Raw genomic sequence first — 21135 nt, 5'->3', positions numbered from 1 at the left:
AACCGAGCACTCGGTAACGTCCAGGGTGGAACACCATGACTTACACCTAGAGTACCCCCCTCATACTAACAGCATAAGCGCTTTCCTTTGAAACCACCCCCTTGGATAGACAATCACAGGAGGCGAGTGGAGTGCATGATTACATCAAAGAAAGGACCATCAGGATTGGAGAGCACCTCATTGAAACTAAAAAAACGGTCAGAGTGATCGCCAAAGAATTTGGCGTTTCTAAAAGTACGGTGCATAAAGACCTTACAGAAAGACTCCCGGAAGTGAATCCGGAGCTTGCTAAAGAAGTTAAAAAAATTCTAGATTATCATAAGGAGATCAGACACCTCCGTGGAGGAGAAGCAACTCGAAGAAAGTATAAAGCCCAACTGATTGAAGAAGGACCTGTGCAGCCTCTTGCCTAACTTCCTTTATCATTCTCCCTAAAGAAAAATCCCCTGCAGGTAAGGTGATTTTTTCATCCGAATGCGACGATTGTCATAATTTTATGATAGAATATAGAATTAGATGTGTACGATGGTACACAGGCAATGAACGCAACTTTTTCAAAGATGTAAAAGTTCAAAACGCAGATGGAATGCCCAAAACATGGTTGAATACTATGGACCTCTCACTTAACCGGAAGAGTTATGCCGATTTTGTGTGTTTACGGGCATGGATGCTTTCAATAGGGAGGATCTACAGGACATGTTTGCAAGAGATATCGGGATCGACCTTGGTACAGCTAACGTGCTCATTCATGTTAAGGGTAAAGGGATCGTATTAAATCAACCAACCGTAGTTGCGATGGACCGTAATACTGGAAAAGTACTGGAAGTAGGAGAAGATGCTCAGCGGATGGTGGGACGCACACCTGGGAATATTGAAGCTATCCGTCCATTGAAGGATGGCGTTATTGCAGACTTCGATGTAACAGAAGCTATGCTCAAGTACTTTATCCAAAAAATAAATGTTCGAAGCTTTCTATCCAGACCACGGATGCTGATCTGCTGTCCAACCAATATAACCAAAGTGGAACAGCAGGCAATAAAGCAAGCCGCTGAAAAAGCAGGCGGTAAGAAAGTTTTTTTAGAAGAAGAACCAAAAGTGTCTGCGATAGGCGCAGGCATGGATATATATCAGCCACATGGAAATATGATTGTTGATATTGGGGGAGGAACGGCTGATATAGCAGTCCTTTCAATGGGGGAAATTGTTACAGCTTCGTCGATCAAAATAGCAGGAAATCGATTGGACCAGGAAATACTTCAATATATAAAAAAAGAATACCAATTATTAATTGGTGAACGGACGGCTGAGAATATAAAAATTAAGGTAGGTACTGTATTTCCAGCGACTCGAAAAGAAGTAGTTGATATTCGGGGCCGTGATATGATTACTGGTCTCCCTCGTACGATTTCGGTCAGCTCTGAAGAAATAGAGAAGGCGCTTCGCGAACCTGTCCAGGTTATTGTTCAAACGGCTAGAGCAGTATTAGAGAGAACGCCTCCAGAGCTCTCTGCTGATATTATTGATCGTGGGGTTACCTTGACGGGGGGAGGTGCTCTTCTTCACGGTGTGGATCAGCTTCTTTTCGAAGAATTGAAAGTCCCTGTGCAGATTGCTCACTCTCCCATGGATTGTGTAGCGGCTGGAACAGGAATCATACTAGAAAACATGGATAAACGCAGTAAAATAGTGTTATAGCTTGCGTTAATTTTAATAAAGGAGCGATCACCTTGTTAAGAGGATTCTACACAGCCGCCTCAGGAATGCTTGCTAACCAGCGCATGCAGGAAACATTATCGAATAATATGTCGAACGTCAACACACCAGGATACAAAGCTGATCAGGGAACGATGCGTGCTTTTCCAGAATTGCTTCTTGAACAAATGGGAAGCCGCAGCTTGCCTGGTTTTACAAGTAGCAGGAATATTCCTGTTCAGCACCCCGTCGGATCCCTTAATACAGGTGTTTATATGCAGGAGGCTGTGCCCGCTTTCACTCAAGGTGATTTGAGAGAAACGGGGGTTGGTACGGATTTAGCTCTCCTACAAAGAAACGTGCCCGACGAGTCGGGCTCTGTTTTTTTTGATGTTCAAAACGAAGCAGGAGAACTACGCTACACGAGAAATGGTAACTTCACCGTGGACGGAGAAGGGTTTTTAACTACGAACCAAGGCAACTATGTATTGGATCAGTCAGGAAATCCGATTGAAACAAACGGGCTAGAATTTAAGGTCTCTGAGGAAGGTATAATTAATGTGGATGGACAAGCTATTCCTTTAGGCTTATCTTATAGCACGGCACCGGAAGATATGATGAAAGAAGGCGGAGATTTATACAGGCTTGGGGAAGACGGTACTCAGCTTATAGATGTCCGTGACGATAACACAGTCGAAGTCGATGTAAAACAGAACTTTCTTGAAAGTTCCAATGTAAACAGTGCCCGTACAATGACAGAAATGATGAATACATATCGGTCTTTTGAAATGAACCAGAGAGTACTTAAAGCTTACGACCAAAGTATGCAGAAAACCGTCACTGAGATTGCCAGACTGCGATAAGGAGTTGGGGACTAATGATTAACCGTTCGATGATTCAGGCTTCTGTTACAATGGGACAGCTGCAGAGTAAGCTTGATTTAATAGGGAATAATCTTGCTAATGGGAACACGACTGGCTATAAAAGTCGGCAGGCCGACTTTTCTTCATTGTTATACCAGCAAATTGACAATTTATCCTCCGAACCAGCTCCTGGAAACCGTCAGACACCTGATGGAGTTAGAATAGGGTCAGGTGCAAGTCTTGGGCATACAAATGTTGACCTTAGCCAGGGAAGCCTTCAGAATACAGGTAGAGAACTGGACATCGCCTTGTTAGAGAAGAGTCATTTATTTCAATTGCAAATTCCTACAGAAGCGGGCTTAGAGACACAGTACACCCGAGCAGGGAATTTTTATTTAAATCCCGTTAACGACAATGAAGTCATGCTTACTGATTCGGAAGGTTATCCTGTAATTGGAGATGCGGGAGATCCTATTGTGCTTGAAAATGGATTTGCGGAATTGAAGATCAATGAAAAAGGTTCATTGGTGGTTACACGCGACGGTCAGTCATCCGTTGAAGGGCAGCTTGGAGTAGTGGAAGCCGTAAGACCAAGAATGCTTGAGGCGGCAGGCGGCAACCGGTTTAAAGTTCCAAGTGGTATGGAAGGAACGGGAATAATTGCAGAAGTTTCCCGAAATGAAACCCGAGTACAGAACCAGTCACTTGAATCTTCCAACGTTGATATTTCTAAGCAAATGACAGATATGCTTAATGCTCAGCGAGCTTACCAGTTTAATGCAAAATCGATTTCCACGGGTGATCAGATGATGGGTCTGATCAATCAGCTCAGATCATAAACGTAAGGAGTTTGACGACCATGGCTACAGATCCTAATACAAATAACAAAAACCATAAACGTGAGCAGGATAGAGAGAAGAAACGTAAAGCTTTAGACGAAGCGACTAAACAAGATCATCCAAAAAAACAAGGGTATTGGCAGAAGCTGAAAAAGACCTTCAATGAAAAGACGGGGCATAAGAGCCGTATCCGTGTTCTTCCTATTTGGTTGCGTATTATCATTGTGCTTGTCTTAAGCATCTTGGCTTTGTTTATTGGGTTAATGGTCGGATACGGAGTGATCGGAGACGGAAAACCTATGGATGCTCTCAGCTGGGACACTTGGCAGCACATATGGGATATTGTTACAAAAACGGAATAGCATCAGCATAATTCTACACGAGTCTACAGACTCGTGTTTTTTTATGTCCAGGTGTTTAGGAAATGTCTGGCACATCAACTTGTTTCTGAAACTGCTATTTAGGGAATAAATCTTAAATCTAATCATTTATTTTGTGGGGAGGAAGCAAGCTTTGAAAACCGACGTATTTATCGCTGGTGGAGGTGTGGGAGGTTTAACATTGGCAGCTAAACTGGCCAGTCGCGGTGTTCACGTTACGATTGCTGAACAGCTGACGAAGGAGTCGCCGGTATATAAAGGAGAACTGCTGCAGCCTAAAACCATTGCGATACTGGAAAGACTTGGAGTTATTGAAGAAATTGAGAGATGCGGTCACGTGATCGACCAGCTTAGATTTCAGGAGATTCACCGCCATGAAGGAAATTTCCCTGAAGAGATTAATTTAACAGAGCTGAATTATAGCAGAGTGGCCAGTAAATATGACCATGCCTTAATGGTGCCGCATGAGAAAACAAAGTCCATTATACGGGAAAAGGGAAGGACCTTCGAAGAGCATTTCCACTATTTAGGCGGCGCGCGGTTTTTAGGTTTTGAAAAAGGAATGGCAAAGGTGAAACAGAAGAAGGAGACTTTCTATATAGAGGCCAAGGTATATATCGGAGCAGAAGGGCGGAGCTCCCCTACTCGAAAAGCTATGAATGCTGCTGTGAAGCGTAAAGACTACAATCACCATTTTCTAACCGTTACAATGCCTAGACCAGCATCTTACACCAAAGGAAAAATTATAACCACAGCCGACCGCTTTCTAGGATTGTTTCCTCTCCCTGACAATGAAGTGAGAACCGTTTATCTAATAAAAGCTGGAGAATACAAGACCATTAAGGAAAAAGGTCTTGAGTACCTCTATCAAGCCTACAGCGAACTTGAACCAGAGTTATCAGAGGGAGTGCGTACCATTGACGATTGGAAAAAAGTTCAGCTTATGATTCCCTATACCTATCACGTGGACAAGTATTATTCTGGAAATCTTGCCATTATAGGTGATGCGGCTCACACCGTCCATCCCATGGCCGGAGAGGGAATGAACCTGGCTGTACAGGATGCTGACGTCCTTGGAGAACTGCTTGCCTGGTGTAAAGAAAATAATAAAAATTATCATGAGTATTTGCATTACTATGAAGATGTAAGGAAGCCTCGGGTTGCTTCGCTTCTCCATTTAAGTCACCTGTCAGCACTCGTCTATTCATTCCGTTTTGAATGGTGGAGAAAAATCCGAATGAAGGCTGTTCAGCGGATTTACGATGATGACCAGCTTCACGTGAAACAAATGCTCAATATATCAGGCTTGGGAGCGTGGAATTTCAACTTACTAGATCGAGCCATCCAGGGGAGTGTTCTTCCAGCACGTAGTAAAAAGATAAAAGATAAGACACAATGGAAATACTTATTTTCAGAATCAGAAGACTATCCATGGGAAAATGAGAACTAAGAAAGGGTGAACCATATGAATGAATGGGTAACGGCTATGCAGGCTAGAAAGTGGATGAAAAAGAATGAATCGTTTCTGCCAAGCTGGCATGCTTATGTGGGATCCGAATTAGAACTGTTTGATGAATTCAAATCTGCCAGGACGGTAGAAGCGGTCAGTGAAAAAACAGGATACTCTTATGATTTATTAGCTTCCTGGGTTAAAGTAGGAGTCGCCGTTAAGCATCTGAAGAAGCGTCCAAATGAACGTTACCGTACTTCAAAAAGAAGGTGCTCTGCTCTTATGGGGCAGGATCAATCACCTGGTGTGAAAGCGTTGCTGAAAGAAATGATGGAGCTTCATATTCCTACAATGCTGCAATACCCGTCTATACTAGAGTCTCATGAGCGTGCCCTGTTCGATCATGAGCGGCATGGAGAAGTTGTGGCGGAAACTTCAGCCTTGCTAGAACACTTTGCGATTAAAAAGATTAAGAAGATGATACGCGCAAGAAATGTAGATACCATTGTGGACCTTGGCTGCGGCCATGGCGGTTATTTACGAAAATTAGCCGAAGAATTCCCGGATATCCAAATGATTGGGGTAGATCTGAACCAAACGGTCATTGACCGTGCACGCGTATTATCTGAAGATTTCTCTAATATAAAGTTTGAAGTGGGAGATATAAATGAATGGAAGCCGGATGATGGAAAGAAAGTGGACGTTGTACTGCTTCACAATATCTTTCATTATGTTCATCCGGATTCGCGCCCTGATCTTTTAGAGCAAATATATAGTTATGTGGGAGCTCAAGGGGTCGTTTCAGTTATCACACCTATTAATGAGACCGAGCATGGGGAAGCTTTTTCATCGGCGTTTAACAGCTTCTTTGTAGCTCATTCGAATCTTTTTGCGCTGCCTGATAAGAAAGAGTTAAAAGAGGTTACAGCTTATTCTAAATTTGATATGTATGATTTAGATCCGATTGTTAAAGAAGGCTCGTGGTACACGTTCTGGATGAGTCCATCTTCTCCAGTAGAAGAGTGGGGCCAGACCCAGGAGATGAACAACGGTGAACGTTCGTTTTCTAATAAGCAGGAAGATAACAAGGAATTAACTCGCTCGTCATAAAATAAACCGCTGTGACCCCTTTAGTCACAGCGGTTTATAATTTTCTTAGAGAACCTATTTATAACATGTTTTAGTGCAATCTGATAAATAGTGGTGAATTGTAAGATAAGCATTCTTGCACAAACGGGCCGATTAGTTGAAGACTCAGTTTAGAGATATATGTGGAGAAAGGGGCTCCAGGGAACGGCTCGCTTTCCGCGGGCATGAGCTGAGCTTTCTCGGGCTTAACAGCCCTGCGGGATCTCACCGATCATGTTCATCCCACAGGAGTCTTCACCGTTCCTCTCCGCCCCTTTACGTTCATGGAGAGTTCAAAGATCTCTGCAAAATCTCCACCTAATGAACGTGGATCATCTATCATCCACCCTGAGTTTTAATGATTGTTAAAGCGAAGAAACCGTATTTGAGGCAGATGAAGTAAATCTCCTGTCTGCTATAGCCGGGTTCGTTCACTAGATATCGTTGGGGTGGCGGAGGAAACGACGAGACTCCCGCGGGAGAAGGAGCTAGGCGAGACCCCACAGGGAGTGAAACGAGCGAGGAGGCTTGCCAGTTCCCCCGCAGGAAAGCGAGTTGTTTCCGTAGCCCCCCTTCTCTATATTAAGTAACGGGCCCGATTTATCTCGAAATCAAGTCTTCAACAAACGGGAGCTTATATGCAACAATCATTATTATGATTTTATTGACCCGTTTTTGAAGGGATGTCTTAATTATCTTTTGTCGAGAGGGACATCCATCTATATAATAAGGGTAGAATGAACAAAAGGAGCTGCATGCATGTATGTTAGATATCCAGGAAATTAAAGAAATTATTCCACACAGGTATCCGTTTCTGCTAATTGATCAAGTCGAAGAAATCGTAGAAGGGGAACGCGCTGTTGGATACAAAAATGTAACAATGAATGAACCGTTCTTTCAGGGGCACTTTCCTGATTACCCGGTGATGCCCGGGGTGTTAATTACGGAAGCCCTTGCTCAAATGGGAGCGGTAGCTATGCTGAAAAAAGAAGAAAACCAGGGCAAGCTGGCCTTTTTTACGGGTATTGATAAGTGCCGCTTTAAGCGTCAGGTAAAACCAGGAGATCGTCTAAAACTTGAAGTGGACATTGTAAGATTGAAAGGACCGATGGGTAAAGGAAAAGCGAAAGCAACCGTAGATGGTGAAGTAGCTTGTGAAGCGGAAATTATGTTCGCTTTGAAATAATTTAAATGACTCGGATCTTAAGGTCCGGGTCGTTTTTTATGTTATTTAAAGGTAAAAAATGGTATAATTCTAGCGTTGAAAAAATAAATCTATTAATCTAGCAGAAGGAGTGGCTTCGCATTAGAAATTATCTTAGAGCCTTTGGAGTTTTGGTTTTCCTGGGCGTCGTGAACATGGTTCTCATTCCAAGTGTACATGCAGAAACACAAATTGCAGATAAGTGCAGCTTCGAACAAGCAGAGGGCGTGAACCCTGACCAGCAAACCACCAATTGTCTTCTTACAGAGGCGGCTGTTAAGTATGATGTACCTTCTGAAATTGTTAAAGCGGTTGCTGAAAAAGAAAGTGCATGGAAACAGTATGAAGACAATAAACCGCTTATCTCAGAAGATGGCGGAATTGGGATCATGCAAGTGACGCAGAAGAGTAACTATGAGGAGTCAAGCTTAAAGCAGGATATTGTGTATAATATTGAAGCTGGTGTCGAGATTCTAAACAAAATGTATGATCGAAACGACCTGCCATCCATCAATAAAAGTGAAGGACCTGTTAACGCATATCAAAGAAATTATATAGAAAACTGGTATTTCGCTGTAATGGCCTATAATGGTATTAAACCAGTAAATAGTCCGGTGCTTCAGGAGAATGGTGACGACAATACAGAAGCTTATCAAGAAGAAGTGTTCGAGATCATCGAAAGAAATATGGACCGCGAACTTGGGGAATTGGACTTTACAAGGGATGACTTTGACTATGACCCTGCCAAAAGGGATAACATTCGGTTTGTAACCATGGAATATCGTTTCCTGGAGCCATTTACATCTTCCAACTATTTTTATAAAAAGGGTCAAACCGTTGGAGCCGTTCAAGAGGTTAATTTGCGCTCCCAGCCGACAACTTCCAACACGAACGTAATAGGAAAAGTGAAACAGGGAGAACACCTGACAATCGATGCTTCCTATACGTATGAAAAAAATCCGGCCAGTTTAAATCCATTTGTATGGTATAAAGTTGAAAAAGAAAACGGCACTACAGGATACGTAGCATCGAATTATTTAAGAAATAAATTTAAAGATGTACCTCCTAATCATTATGCTGAAGAGAGTATTGACCAATTATTCGATATGAACATACTAAGAGGTCATAATGAAGATACTTTTGGAATGAATGAGAATTTAATTCGTATTCATGCTGCTATGCTATTCGTCCGTGCTGAAAATCTTTCAATAACTGGTCGCCCGGACCCTGGTTTTGTGGATGTATCACCTGAGAACCGTTATTTTGATACTGTATCTGCTGTAGCTGATGAAGGTATCTTTAATGGAGATGAGAAAGGATACTTCCATATAGAAGATGACTTGAAGCGGAGTGAGATGGCTGTCCTGCTGCAGAATGTCTATAATTTTGAGAAAACAACGAAAGAGCATCCATTTGTGGATGTAAAAGATAACATTTGGTATGACGAATCAGTAAATCGACTGTATCATGCGGGAATTACTTCTGGAGTAAGTGCCGACCAGTACGGCCCATCCGAAACAGTGACAAGAGAGCAATTTGCTGCCTTTTTAATTCGATCCATTGAATATCAGAAGAAGAATTAAAGCTTCAACTAAATTCCGGCTTCGGCCGGAATTTTTTTGGTAAAAATGGATGAGTTTTACCAGTAAGGACATACTAGTGGTCGTAATCATTAAAAAGGAGGAATACAAATGAAGTCTCTATCAATTAAGTTACTAATTGCTATGCTGATGGTTTCCCTTCTTGGTGCCTGTGGTACGGATGAAGATCCAATGGGTAAAGAAGAAAATGACACAGAACAGAACATGAATGAGGAAGAGAACAAAGAAGAGAATCAAATGAATGAAGACGGTATGAATGAGGACGATGAAGAAAATATGGATCAAGAAGACATGACGGATGGGGAAAATGATGCTACGGAAGAAGATATGACGAACGAAGATACAATGGAGAATGACATGACAGAAAACGAAAATGATAGTAAAGACAACCAATAATAGAAAAGCCGCTAAACTTAGCGGCTTTTCTTGTGTTTGTTATTAGAGGATAAAAATACTGAAATGACCACCATACATATGCCGCCCAGGGTCAGAAGAGGAATAAGAAAATGAAAGGCTGACAAAAAATCGAGTAATAGCAACCCAATTCCAGCTAGAAAAGTAATGACTCCACTGACTGCTAATGTTTTTGCCGTCTGATTCACGTAGCTTCCCCGCCTTTTAAATGAAATAAGTACATGCCACAGGCTGTATTACAAAAGCAGGGTTATAATTTATGCTCCTGCTAAGGGTGATAAAGGCACGTTCGTCTGTTGCTTAATAGTTATATCGGTAAGGAAAGGAAAATATAAACAATTTTCCGGACTCTCTAAAACTAAGTCCGACTATTTGAAATTGATTGGAAAATCCGTTTCGCTTATGTAAAATAGAGGTAAGATACACATTAATAAATACTTTACAAATTTACGTTTCTTGGTTTTATTGGTGTGGAATAAGCGAATAGAGGTGATTATTAATGAAATACAGAACGGCAAGCGATTTAAAGGACTTACTTTTAGAAGACTTTGAAAGTGTAGTCAACAAAATTCCACAGGAAAAACTGGACGTTTACCTCTATCTTCATAGAGAGTTCCAGAATACTTACGTACCTGATGATAGTTTATATCAATTTATCTTTCGTTATTTTTTCCGATTAGACAACCCGAGCTTAACCAATGAGTTCGAAACATCTTATTTTAAGTTGATGGAAGAGCAGAGAAAAGAGGAAAGACCGAACATTGTACAAATTACCAAGAGTTTGTACGAGATTAAGAACCACAAAGGCAACCCGACTATGCAGTTCCCATTAGCGGCTTCCATGCTGCATGCGATCAATCCTGAGTTCCCAACATACGATAGTGATATTGTGAAAGCATTCGACTTTTCTTCAACTTATCACTTGTCTGGTTTTGAAAAGAAAATGAAGCGTTACATGAAACAATATCAGCATGCTTACAGAACTTATACTGAATTAATCGATGATGAAGCTATGGAGCCGATGTTCAGGCACTTTGATGAACGCTTTCGAGATTACAATCTTCCAAAGGTCAAAAAGTTGGACTTAATGACAGCGCAGCTCGGAAATATTATTCAATAAAAATTACCGGATCCAGCCCAGGGTCCGGCTTTTTTTATGAGTACTTTTTTAAATTCAAAAATAAACTTTTTTCCAGAAAAAGTGACACAATATTGTCATTTTAGAGTGTTTTGTACAAGTTGCATTACAATCCGTACTTTAGTAACATTATTCATAATTATGACTACTTGGTCAGAATGGAATTGAACGTGAAGGAATGGAAGTTGTCCTCGAGGAAACACTACGGAAATGAAAAAGTTACATAATTGCCGACGTACACTAGTTTTCTGGTTTGTTAAATGAGCTGCTTAGATATAGAAGGAGAGGAAGTCTTACATGAAAAGAATAGCCGTGCTGATATTTCTATTAATTTTTCTGGCCGCCTGTTCAAACGACAACACGGATGAAGAAACAGAGGAGAGAGTAACACCGGTTGAAGTTGAACAAGTTCAGACAGAGGATTTTGTTATAAATCGTGAAATAATTGGACGAACCACAACTTCTGATACGACCCCCGTCATTTCTGAAACCCCTGGAGAGCTGGTTACACTGAACGTTTCCAAAGGAGATCGGATTGAAGAAGGGCAGCAAATTGGTGTAGTGGATCCTGGGGATGGTGAAAGCCAGGTTGAACTTCAGCAAATTGCAGTACGCCAGGCAGAAAAACAGCTCGAAAATGCGCAGATTTCTAAAGAACAAGCAGAAAGTGGCGTCGAGAATGCGCAGGATCAGCTGGAATTAGCTGAAGAGGCCGAGGATGCACAGGAAAATCAAAATGCTCAGGCGAAAGAGATGGCTAAGCAGCAATATGAGCAAGCCCAGGGTCTTGCTGAACAGACGAAATCACTTTTTGAAGAAGGTATCATTCCTGAGGTGCTGTATCAGCAGGCTCAAAGCAGGGCGGATCAGGCTCAGGCTCAACTTAAACAGCTCCAGGGTGGCTCGCAGCAATCTTCGGGCATAGCTCAGGCTGAGGCACAGGTAGATCAAGCTCGTCAGCAGTTGGAACAAGCGAGGATTGCTGTCGATCAGGCTGAACTGCAAGTAGAACAGGCGAATGTCCAGCTGAACCAAACGCAGGATCAGACGTCGAATAAAATTATAAAAGCACCAGCTTCTGGTGAGATTGCTACCCTTGAAGCAACAGAGGGCGCACTGGTAACGAATCAGCAGCCTTTTGCTACTATTGTAGGACTGAACCCTATGACGGTAACAGCATCAATTACAGCTGAGCAGCTCTCTCTATTCAATGATGGAGATGAACTGGAAGTGGAAATTAGTACGCTAGATGAGAAGATAACTTCTACTGTAGAATCCGTGTCTTCTATTCCTGATGATACGGGTCTTTACCCTGTTGAAGCAGCCGTTGAAAATGGTGAAGAGAGTATTAAACCAGGCATGATGGCGACTTTCTTACTGCCTGAAACGGTAGTGGAAAACAGTTTGGTTGTACCTACGGATGCTGTAATGGAAGAAGGTAATGAATCTTATATCTACCACGTAGTGGATGGGAAAGCTGTGCGTGTAAATGTGGAAGTAGTGGAAGCTCAAACCGAACGTACAGCTATTAATGCTGAACTACCAGAAGATGCTCAAGTGATTACTACGGGTCAGCTGACTCTTACGGATGGCGGGAAAGTGACGATCATGGAGGAGGACGAACAGAGTGAAGCTAGTTAATCTGTCTGTCAAACGCCCTGTTGGGGTTATCATGATTGTCGCGGCTATTCTCGCTTTAGGATTTGTTTCATTACGAAGTTTGACGATTGACCTTTATCCAGAGATAGACCTGCCCATTGCTGTCGTTTCCACTTCCTATGAAGGAGCAGCGCCACAAGAGGTAGAGGAACTGGTCAGCCGGCCTGTCGAATCCTCCGTAAGTTCGATTGAAGGTCTTGAAGTGCTCCAGTCCCAATCGCAGGCTGGGGCTTCGCTCGTTCTGCTGCAATTTAATACCGGAGTAGATTTAGACAGTACCTTACTTCAGGTCAGGGAAAACGTAGACCAGGCGCGGGCTGCTCTTCCAGACGGAGCGGGAGAACCTAGTGTTCTGCGCTTTGACCCGCAGCAGCTCCCGATCATGACAGTTGGATTATCAGGTGATGATCCTGAAGAATTACAGCAAGTGGCTGAGAACCGGCTTGTCCCCTTCCTGGAAAGACAGGAAGGCGTGGCGTCTGTAAGTATTGAAGGCGGCAAGGTACGCGAAGTACAGGTTCTGGTGAATCGTGCTCAGATGGCACAGTATGGGCTTGATTCTCAAACCATTGTTCAAACATTGAATGCTTCCAATCAGTCGGCCTCTGCAGGTGCTGTAGATAAAGGACAAAAAGATCTGCAGATTAGAATCGATGGAGAGTTTGAGTCGATTGAAGATGTTCGCAGTACGATTCTTCAGTCCCCATCCGGGGCGCAGGTAACCTTGGATCAAATAGCTGAGGTGGAAGAAAAGCTTACTAATTCTAATACAGTTGCAAAAGTAAATGGTTCTTCTTCGGTTGTACTCTCCGTTCTTAAAAAAACTGATGCGAATACCGTGGAAGCAGCTAATAACGTTCGGGAGGCACTTGATGAAGGAAGTGTGGATCTTCCGGAAAATGTAAGCTCGGAAATCGTTCTGGATACATCTGAATTTATTAAGATTTCGATTAACAGTGTTGTGCTGAACATTATTCTCGGCGGGATTTTCTCTATTCTTGTATTACTTTTGTTCCTGAAAAGTATCAGGGCCACTCTTGTAATTGGTATTTCAATCCCGATTGCGATTATTTCAACGTTCACCCTTATGTATTTCACAGGGGAAACATTGAATGTATTAACGATGGGTGGACTTGCTTTAGGAATAGGGATGATGGTGGATAGTTCTATCGTGATACTGGAAAATATCGTCAGCTACCGGCAGCGGGGGTACTCGATGGTGGAAGCGGCTAAAGAGGGAGCTTCTGAATTGGCTCCAGCTGTAGTTGCTTCAGCTACAACGACGCTTGTCGTATTTCTACCCATTATATTTGTTGAGGGGATTGCATCTGAGTTATTTACACCTCTCGCGTTGACTATTATGTTTGCCTTAATTGCATCGCTAGCTGTATCGGTAACTTTAATCCCTATGCTTTCCTCGAAATTGCTGACGAAATCATTGAAAGATAGCGGACGACGTTATTGGTTTGACCGGTTCCTTGATAAGGTTAATGATAAATATCGTTCCTTATTACGAAGGGTATTAAAATTCAGAAAGACGACCATAGCCATTACATTGGCTCTTATAGCAGGAAGTGCAGCTTTAATACCTCTCATTGGAACAGAATTCATACCTCCTTCTGATCAGGGACAAATTGAAGTGAGTGTGGAAATGCCAGCCGGTACGTCTATTGAAGAAACAGAAGAGTTTACCAACCAAATTGATTCACGAATTGAAGAGTTCGGAGATGTTATTGATGTGAGCTACTTATCCGTTGGTGGAGGCGGTATGGGCAGCGTTGGAAATGGCTCCTCTGATCAGGCTTCTTACACCATACAACTGGTTGATCCGGATGAACGGGAAAGGACAACACAGAAAGTAATGGAACAGCTGGATGAATCTCTGAGTGGTCTGGCTGGTGCTGAAGTTCAAGTAAGTGAATTGAATGCAGGACTGGGCACAGGAGCCCCGCTCCAAGTACAGCTAAATGGTGACGACTTTGAAGTTCTTTCACAGTTAGCCAATCAGGTTTCTTATGTTATGAATCAAGTCGATGGCGTTACTAATGCTACTTCTTCTACAGAGGAAGGTCGTCCGGAAATGCGAATTAATGTAAACCGGGAAAAAGCGGCGCAGTATGGTCTTTCTTATCAGCAGGTAATTGGACAGACTCAGCTTGCGTTTAATGGCCAAATTGCTACAAGGTATCGCCAGGGTGGCGACGAACTTGATGTCCGATTGATTTTACCTGAAGATGAAAGACAGAAAATCTCTGACTTGGAAGGAATGTCGGTACAAACACCAAATGGAGGACTTGTTCCGCTTGCTTCTATTGCTGAACTTGAACAAGTTCAAGGGCCGGTTACGCTGCTTCGCCAGGACCAGCAGCCGCAGGTCAACGTGGAATCGGAAGTCGCAGGACGAGACCTGGGAAGTGTAACAGAAGATGTTCGAAAAGAATTGGAGAGCCTGAACATGCCGGATGGCTATTCTTTTGAAATTGGAGGACAGGCACAGGATATGCAGGAAGCTTTTGGAGATCTTTCCTTAGCTTTAATCTTCTCCCTTTTCCTTGTCTACGCCGTAATGGCCATCCAATTTGAAAACTTCCTGTTTCCGTTCATCATTATGTTCTCCTTGCCTGCAACTCTTATTGGTATTACCGGCGGTCTGTTTATTACGAATTTACCGTTCAGTCTCCCGGCATTTGTAGGTATTATCATGCTCGCAGGTATTGTGGTCAACAACGCTATTGTACTTGTAGACTATATTAATATCCTGCGAAGAAAATCTTATGACCGTTATGAAGCCATTCTTGAGGCTGGACCGAACCGCCTCCGTCCTATCTTGATGACTACGCTGACAACGGTTCTTGGAATGGTGCCGCTGGCCATAGGGATCGGGCGCGGTGCGGAAGCTCAGCAGCCTCTAGCCGTTACGATTATCTTTGGTTTGACGGTGTCCAGTTTCTTTACACTTATCTTAATACCGGTGGTTTATACGTATCTTGATGATTTATCCAATAAGATCACCGGAAAGTTTCGTAAAAACAAAACAGAAGAAACAACAGAATAGACTCCTATTTATTCCCACCTCAGGTCATCCATAATTTGGATGACCTGAGGTGTTTTTTATTTCTAAGAAATTAAAAAAGAAATTTACAAAAAAGGTGATCCAATTGATTTTATTAGACGATAGCTATGTGAAAAGCAAATCAATCAACGGAAAAAATAAAAAATTAAAGGAGAAGTGAGAACATGAAATCACTAAAGAAGATTGTAATCGTTATGATGGCGATACTGCTATTAGCGCCATCCGCAGCATTGGCTGATAACCACGGGGACGCTAAAGCGACAGTCAAAACTCCGGCTGCAGATCTTAGAGCAGATTTGGACAAGCTGTTATCCGAACACTTTGTACTGGCTACCACTTATATGATGAAATCTTATGAGGACGCTGAAGACGCCGAACAGGTTTGGAATAAACTCGATCAAAATGCGCAGGATATGACACCGGCGATCGCTTCTGTGTACGGTGAAGAAGCAGCAGCTCAGTTTGAGAGAATATTCAGAGGACACAATGATTACTCTGACGATTTTGTCAAAGCAGCAAAGAACGATGACCCTGAAGCGCGTAAAGCGGCTGAACAGGAAGTAGAAGAATTTGTGAATGAATTTGGAGCATTCTTATCAAAAGCAACAGAGGGGAATCTCTCTGAAGAAGCAGCTAAGAAAGCACTTGCGGCTCATGAAGAGGACGTAATAAACGTTTTTGACCACTATGTAGATGAGGATTACCAGAAGGCTTATCAATCATTCCGCGATGGATTCCATCGTATGTTTGACATTAGTAAAGCCCTGTCAACGGCCATTACAACACAAATGCCAGATAAATTTGATCAGACTGCAGCAGATTCAAAAGCAGCAGATCTTCGTTCTAACTTGAATGCGCTAGCGTCTGAGCACTTTGCACTTGCCACCCTTGAAATGCAAAAAGGATTTAACCAGGCTCCAGATTATGACTTCGTAACCTGGGCAGAAAATGAACACACGAAAGACTTTACTGCAACTATTGAGTCTCTTTATGGAGAAGAAGGAGCAGAGCAATTTGAGAAAGTATGGCAGCAGAATCATATAACGGCTCAATCTGATGTTGTAACGGCAGCTTTGGAAAGCAATGAAGAAGCCCGCATGGACGCAGAAGAAAGTTTGAAAATGTTTGCTGAAGATTTCGGTTCTTTCTTAGCTGACGCAACGGAAGGAAATCTCCCTCAAGAAGCTGCAACTAAAGCGGTATGGACACATGAAGAAGATGTGCTTGAAACGTTTGATCACTATGCAGCGGAAGATTATGAAGCTGCTTACAACAGTTACCGCGAGGGCTATGGTTTTATGTTTGGGATCGGTGAAACGCTTGGAGATGCGATAGCTAAACAAATGCCAGAACAGTTTGCTAATGAACAGATGCCAGAAGAAATGCCTGATACTGGAATGGGAGGTATGAGTGAAACAGGTTCACTATCGGTGTGGGCCTGGGCAGCATTTGGAATTCTTGCTCTTCTCTCAGGTGGAGTACTTTATAGAAAGAAATCTAATCAATAAATTCGCTTCACATGAGTTGGTTCGTTAGACTTAAGAAGAGAGGATCCCCCTCTCTTCTTAAGTCTTTTAAAACAATGACTAACCAAGAAAAGAAAAGGTGATGGGTTATGGAGATGAAGTGGAAGATTTACTTTACAGTCGTAGGAATAGTTGCCCTTCTCATGGTTGGGTATGAAACGAATGTATGGGCGAATCTGACTGGTTCGGATTCGGAAACTCAAGTAGAAAGAATTGAAAATCCAGAAGTCGAAGCCTCAGATATTACACCTCCTGAGGAAAAGCTGAAGGAACAGGTGGCTGGCGGAGAGTTCACCGTAATTAATAAAAATAAGGATATGAACTCCTCTGAAGTAGTGAAAGAAGAAAAGCAGAAAGAAACTGGAATTGTTCCAGCCAATATTCAAATCCCTGCTATCGATGTGAATTCTGATCTTGAGTCGGTCGGCGTCCTGGATAATGGGCAAATGGGCGTACCTGATGATCCGGATAAAGCGGGGTGGTTCGAGCCTGGGACAGAGCCTGGAAATACAGGGAATTCAGTGATAGCCGGGCACGTGGACAGTCGTACAGGTCCTGCGGTTTTCTATGACTTGGATAAGCTTGAAAAAGGGGATGAAATTACAGTCACCGATAAAAGCGGCGAAGAGAAAACATACGTCGTGCAGAAGTTGGAAAGTTATCCTGAGAAAGAGTCTCCAATCGGCCGGATTTTTGGTCCCACTGATGAAAAAAGGCTGAATCTTATTACCTGTACAGGAGAGTTTATAAGGGATCGAGGAGGTCACCAGGATCGTCTGGTCGTGTATTCAACCTTAAAACAAGCTGAAAAGGAAAAGTCGGATATTAAAGCTCCTACGAACATCGAAGTTAACGGCAGCCTCGTTACTTGGTACGCTGTTCGCAAAGATTATGTGGCCGGCTATAGAGTATATCGAAGTAAGGATGGAGAGAAATTTGAGAAAGTTGCCAGTATATCTAATCATGAGAGAAAAGCTTATGCAGATCCTGAAGCTTCTCAATATACGTATTATGTAACAACGGTTGATTTAGAAGGAAATGAATCAGAACCTTCCAAAACGGCTCCATCAAAATAACACAAATCACCATCACCTATCACCCATAAACCAAAAATTACCACCTCAGGTCATCCAATATTTGGATGACCTGAGGTGATGTGTTTATATCCAAAAAAGCCTCCCGTGTGGGAGGCTTTTAGAATATTAGACATTTTTATGTTTGTTCAGAGAGTCACCTAAGCGGTGGATTTCATGGCGGAGAGATTCAGGGAACTTAAATACGTTAACCCCGCAAGTCATCGTCCCATTGTCTGAGCTGATCCAAATGATCCGTCCTTCGGCTGAGTACGTTACTTTATGATAAATAAAGGAGAGAAGAACTTCATCTTTCATAGACAGATCCGGGTTCTCATCACAAGAGAACCGCAGGCCATTCAAGCTGATGTCTTTCACATGCAGCGGCCCGGAAATATTCGGGCTTAGTTTTTTATTATAAAACCCTGGCAGCGGTTCATTAAATGAGTAGCGGAATGGTTCAATTCTTCGTTCATCTGCCATAACTAAACCCCTTTACTTAAGTATAGTTAATCTAATAATATACATCATCAAGATATGGTACAACAATAACATTTTTCATATGAAAAATTTAGTAAAAACATACCCTTATGATATGATCTGCTGATCAACAAGCTGCCGGTAGAGAATGTTTTGATCATAAAGCTCTTTGTGAGTTCCTTGCCCTGTCACCTGTCCTTTTTCAAATACAAGCATGTGGTCGGCTTCAACCACTGTAGACAACCGGTGTGCAATGATAAATGTAGTGCGGCCACGCATAAGAGTCTTTAGAGCTGACTGTACAGCAGCTTCGGATTCTGAGTCTAGATTCGAGGTCGCTTCATCCAATAGCAGGATGGCAGGATTGCGCAGTAAGGCTCGAGCAATGGCTATGCGCTGCCTCTGACCTCCTGAGAGCTTAATTCCACGTTCCCCGACCAAAGTTTCTACCTGTTCGGGTAAGGCTTCTACAAATTCATAAGCATTAGCCTGGTTTAGGGCATGTTCAATTTCTGAATGTGTTACGCTCCGGTCAAGACCATAGCACACATTGTCACGGATAGACCCTGCCATGATAGGGCTTTCCTGTGAAACATAACCAATGGACTGCCGCCACAAAGCGAGGTTAATTGATTGGATGGGCGTATCTCCCATTCTGATTTCACCTGAGATGGGGGCATAGAAACGCTCAATTAAAGAAAATACAGTCGTTTTTCCGGCCCCGCTTGGACCCACAAGGGCGACTGTTTCTCCAGGTTGAACTGTAAAATTCAAATCATATAAAACCATCTGGTTCTCAGTATAGGAGAAGGACACGTCATGGAACTGAAGAGGCTTCATTTCAAAATTACTGCGCTGCGTATTTATTTCAGCAGGCGTTTTTAAGAGAGACTGGATCCGCTCAGTAGCCCCCATAGCCTTTTGGAAAGCCGTCATGAACGTAGCCATCTGGCTGAAGGGGACAATAATTTGAAACATGTAGATGATAATGGCTACAAGAGAGCCTGCACTCAGATCACCGGAAGCGACACGCACACCTCCATATCCTATAAGTATAACGAGGACGACCATAATAATGGTCGTCATAAACGGGGAGATCACGGACTGAATTCGCGCTTCTTTTAAGCCATAAGTAAAAAGACGTTTGATTCCACCTCGTCCCTTGGCCTTTTCTGCGCTTTCAGCATTAGATGATTTAACGAGTCTGATTTCACTTAGAACTCGACCGAGGTTTGCACTGAAGTCGGCCATTTCATCCTGCATTTTTTTAGATACACGGTACATCATTCGTCCTAGTGGAAGAATGATAAGAAAAGAAAGGGGAACGGCGGCAAGCATAATGACCGTCATTCTCCAATCAATGGTTAACAGAATAACCACAGCTCCAATTATGGAAATAATTCCTGTGAAAAAAGTAACCAGATGATTGGTAATTAAATTTTTAACTGTGTTTGTATCCTGTGTGATCCGGCTCATCGTTTCACCGGATTCATGCTCGTCAAAATAAGCTACCGGCAGATGGAGAACCTTTTCCCACAACTGTCTTCTTATGTATGAAACGATGTGTTCTCCAATATAAGCAAGCAAGTAATAGGAAAAGCCACTGGAAACCGTTTGAATTATAAAAGTTATGATAAGAAAGGTAATGAGTCCGGTGCTCAAAGAATCTGTAGACAACCCGTCAACTAAATTCCTGGTGAATAATGGAACCACCAGGCTGGCTGCTGTTTCAAAAAGGCTGAGGACAATGGCAAGGGTAAGAATCCATTTAGAAGGAATCCCACCCTTAATAAACCTGAAGAACTCCCGAACCGTCGTTTTTTCTTCACTCATCCTCATTCCTCCGATCCACCTTGATTAAATCCCAGGTGGTTACGATTCCTAAAGGAGCGTCATTGGCTTTACCAGATTCAGTTAGAATCACCGCTTTTAATTTACGCTCCTCTTCAAGACTTCTTTCAAATCGTTCTTCTAATTCATACACCGTTCCGTGAGAGGATAAAAATTCTATACTTGGGTTTAACCCATCTTGAAGGACATCTCTGGCCGTAATATCCGTCAAATTAACAAGATTTTGATTTACTGAACGGGCAAACCAGCGAACAATCCCGTCATTTGTTAGTAAACCAAGGAACTCATTGTCTCCGTTATAGATAGGAAATTGCGAAACACCCTGCTGATCAAAGGCGGCCATAATTTCGGTCAAGAGGCTGGTGTCTTTAAAGAAAATGACCGGCTGAGTCGCAAATTCAAGCGCTTCAGGAGGTTGATCAAGCGTTTGTTTAATATGCTCGAGGCTCTCGACTACTTCCAAATGAGGGGTAGCAATGTAATAATCATCGCGTATTCTCTCATGGACGAGTGCATTTCGAAGTTTTGCATATTGTTTTAGAAGATCAAAGTGGACGCGGATCACACTGTGCTTCAACTTACTTCGCTGTAATAATTCAACGAAATTATCATTTTTAGGGTACCCATTAAACTCCTTGAGGTGCTGATGGATTTGATTAAAGGCTACCTCGAAACGTTCAACGAGATCGTTCATAATAATCACCTGTTATTCTTTATTTATCTTTATTATATCTGATTGAACAAAGTCTCACACATCAAAACCC

At 42.5% G+C, this 21135-nt stretch carries 19 protein-coding genes; 15 read left to right on the top strand and 4 right to left on the bottom strand.

Annotated elements, in window-relative coordinates; all coding sequences use genetic code 11:
• Positions 1–131: 131 nt before the first annotated feature.
• The 10 genes from spoIIID to LCM11_RS09070 all read left to right on the top strand — a co-directional run bounded on the left by spoIIID (position 132) and on the right by LCM11_RS09070 (position 9553).
• Positions 132–413 carry a sporulation transcriptional regulator SpoIIID gene (gene spoIIID, locus LCM11_RS09115; RefSeq protein ID WP_318246145.1) on the top strand — a complete coding sequence of 94 codons (282 nt, stop codon included), beginning with the start codon at positions 132–134 and terminating at the stop codon, positions 411–413.
• Positions 414–696: 283 nt separating this feature from the next.
• Entirely contained in the window at positions 697–1695 is a 999-nt protein-coding gene (locus LCM11_RS09110) for a rod shape-determining protein (RefSeq protein ID WP_224893942.1), read from the top strand.
• A gap of 32 nt (positions 1696–1727) precedes the next feature.
• Positions 1728–2555, top strand: coding sequence for a flagellar hook-basal body protein (locus LCM11_RS09105; RefSeq protein ID WP_224893941.1), 828 nt, complete (start codon positions 1728–1730; stop codon positions 2553–2555).
• Between the two features lie 14 nt (positions 2556–2569).
• The gene (locus LCM11_RS09100) at positions 2570–3394 is read left to right on the top strand and encodes a flagellar hook-basal body protein (RefSeq protein ID WP_224893940.1); all 825 of its coding nucleotides are present in this window, start codon (positions 2570–2572) and stop codon (positions 3392–3394) included.
• A 20-nt stretch (positions 3395–3414) separates the two neighbouring features.
• A complete protein-coding gene (locus LCM11_RS09095; RefSeq protein ID WP_224893939.1) occupies positions 3415–3756 on the top strand; it encodes a DNA-directed RNA polymerase subunit beta in 342 nt (113 codons plus the stop codon).
• Between the two features lie 151 nt (positions 3757–3907).
• Positions 3908–5224, top strand: coding sequence for an FAD-dependent oxidoreductase (locus LCM11_RS09090; protein WP_224893938.1), 1317 nt, complete (start codon positions 3908–3910; stop codon positions 5222–5224).
• A 15-nt stretch (positions 5225–5239) separates the two neighbouring features.
• The gene (locus LCM11_RS09085) at positions 5240–6334 is read left to right on the top strand and encodes a class I SAM-dependent methyltransferase (protein WP_224893937.1); all 1095 of its coding nucleotides are present in this window, start codon (positions 5240–5242) and stop codon (positions 6332–6334) included.
• Between the two features lie 781 nt (positions 6335–7115).
• Positions 7116–7538 carry a 3-hydroxyacyl-ACP dehydratase FabZ gene (gene fabZ / locus LCM11_RS09080; RefSeq protein WP_014644805.1) on the top strand — a complete coding sequence of 141 codons (423 nt, stop codon included), beginning with the start codon at positions 7116–7118 and terminating at the stop codon, positions 7536–7538.
• A gap of 173 nt (positions 7539–7711) precedes the next feature.
• Complete coding sequence (locus tag LCM11_RS09075; protein ID WP_224893936.1) at positions 7712–9139, top strand: S-layer homology domain-containing protein; 1428 nt, start codon at positions 7712–7714, stop codon at positions 9137–9139.
• A 108-nt stretch (positions 9140–9247) separates the two neighbouring features.
• A complete protein-coding gene (locus LCM11_RS09070) occupies positions 9248–9553 on the top strand; it encodes a hypothetical protein (protein ID WP_224893935.1) in 306 nt (101 codons plus the stop codon).
• Positions 9554–9570: 17 nt separating this feature from the next.
• On the opposite strand, the gene LCM11_RS09065 is transcribed toward LCM11_RS09070, so the two are convergent.
• Positions 9571–9759: a hypothetical protein gene (locus LCM11_RS09065; RefSeq protein WP_224893934.1), complete on the bottom strand. Its 189-nt coding sequence runs from the start codon at positions 9757–9759 to the stop codon at positions 9571–9573.
• 311 nt (positions 9760–10070) lie between these two features.
• Here LCM11_RS09065 and LCM11_RS09060 point away from each other — a divergent pair, with 311 nt between their 5' ends.
• From LCM11_RS09060 to LCM11_RS09040, 5 genes are all read left to right on the top strand, one after another.
• Positions 10071–10691, top strand: coding sequence for a hypothetical protein (locus LCM11_RS09060; protein ID WP_224893933.1), 621 nt, complete (start codon positions 10071–10073; stop codon positions 10689–10691).
• Between the two features lie 315 nt (positions 10692–11006).
• Positions 11007–12350, top strand: a complete 1344-nt coding sequence (locus LCM11_RS09055) for an efflux RND transporter periplasmic adaptor subunit (protein ID WP_224893932.1) — start codon at positions 11007–11009, stop codon at positions 12348–12350.
• Positions 12337–15423, top strand: a complete 3087-nt coding sequence (locus LCM11_RS09050; RefSeq protein WP_224893931.1) for an efflux RND transporter permease subunit — start codon at positions 12337–12339, stop codon at positions 15421–15423. Before LCM11_RS09055 ends, LCM11_RS09050 begins: the two co-directional genes overlap by 14 nt.
• A gap of 182 nt (positions 15424–15605) precedes the next feature.
• Positions 15606–16949, top strand: coding sequence for a copper amine oxidase (locus tag LCM11_RS09045; protein ID WP_224893930.1), 1344 nt, complete (start codon positions 15606–15608; stop codon positions 16947–16949).
• 107 nt (positions 16950–17056) lie between these two features.
• Positions 17057–18043, top strand: a complete 987-nt coding sequence (locus tag LCM11_RS09040) for a class F sortase (RefSeq protein WP_224893929.1) — start codon at positions 17057–17059, stop codon at positions 18041–18043.
• 126 nt (positions 18044–18169) lie between these two features.
• On the opposite strand, the gene LCM11_RS09035 is transcribed toward LCM11_RS09040, so the two are convergent.
• From LCM11_RS09035 to LCM11_RS09025, 3 genes are all read right to left on the bottom strand, one after another.
• Positions 18170–18523 (bottom strand): PilZ domain-containing protein, encoded by a 354-nt coding sequence (locus LCM11_RS09035; RefSeq protein ID WP_224893928.1) that lies wholly within the window; start codon positions 18521–18523, stop codon positions 18170–18172.
• Between the two features lie 105 nt (positions 18524–18628).
• Entirely contained in the window at positions 18629–20353 is a 1725-nt protein-coding gene (locus LCM11_RS09030; RefSeq protein ID WP_224893927.1) for an ABC transporter ATP-binding protein, read from the bottom strand.
• Complete coding sequence (locus LCM11_RS09025) at positions 20346–21065, bottom strand: CBS domain-containing protein (protein WP_224893926.1); 720 nt, start codon at positions 21063–21065, stop codon at positions 20346–20348. Before LCM11_RS09025 ends, LCM11_RS09030 begins: the two co-directional genes overlap by 8 nt.
• Between the last annotated feature and the right edge of the window lie 70 nt (positions 21066–21135).

It is taken from the genome of Halobacillus halophilus, assembly GCF_020171985.1.
In the GTDB taxonomy this organism is placed as follows: Bacteria; Bacillota; Bacilli; order Bacillales; family Halobacillaceae; genus Halobacillus; species Halobacillus halophilus_A.
Note: the sequence above shows the minus strand (reverse complement) of the source record. Positions and strands in the feature narration are given on the sequence as shown.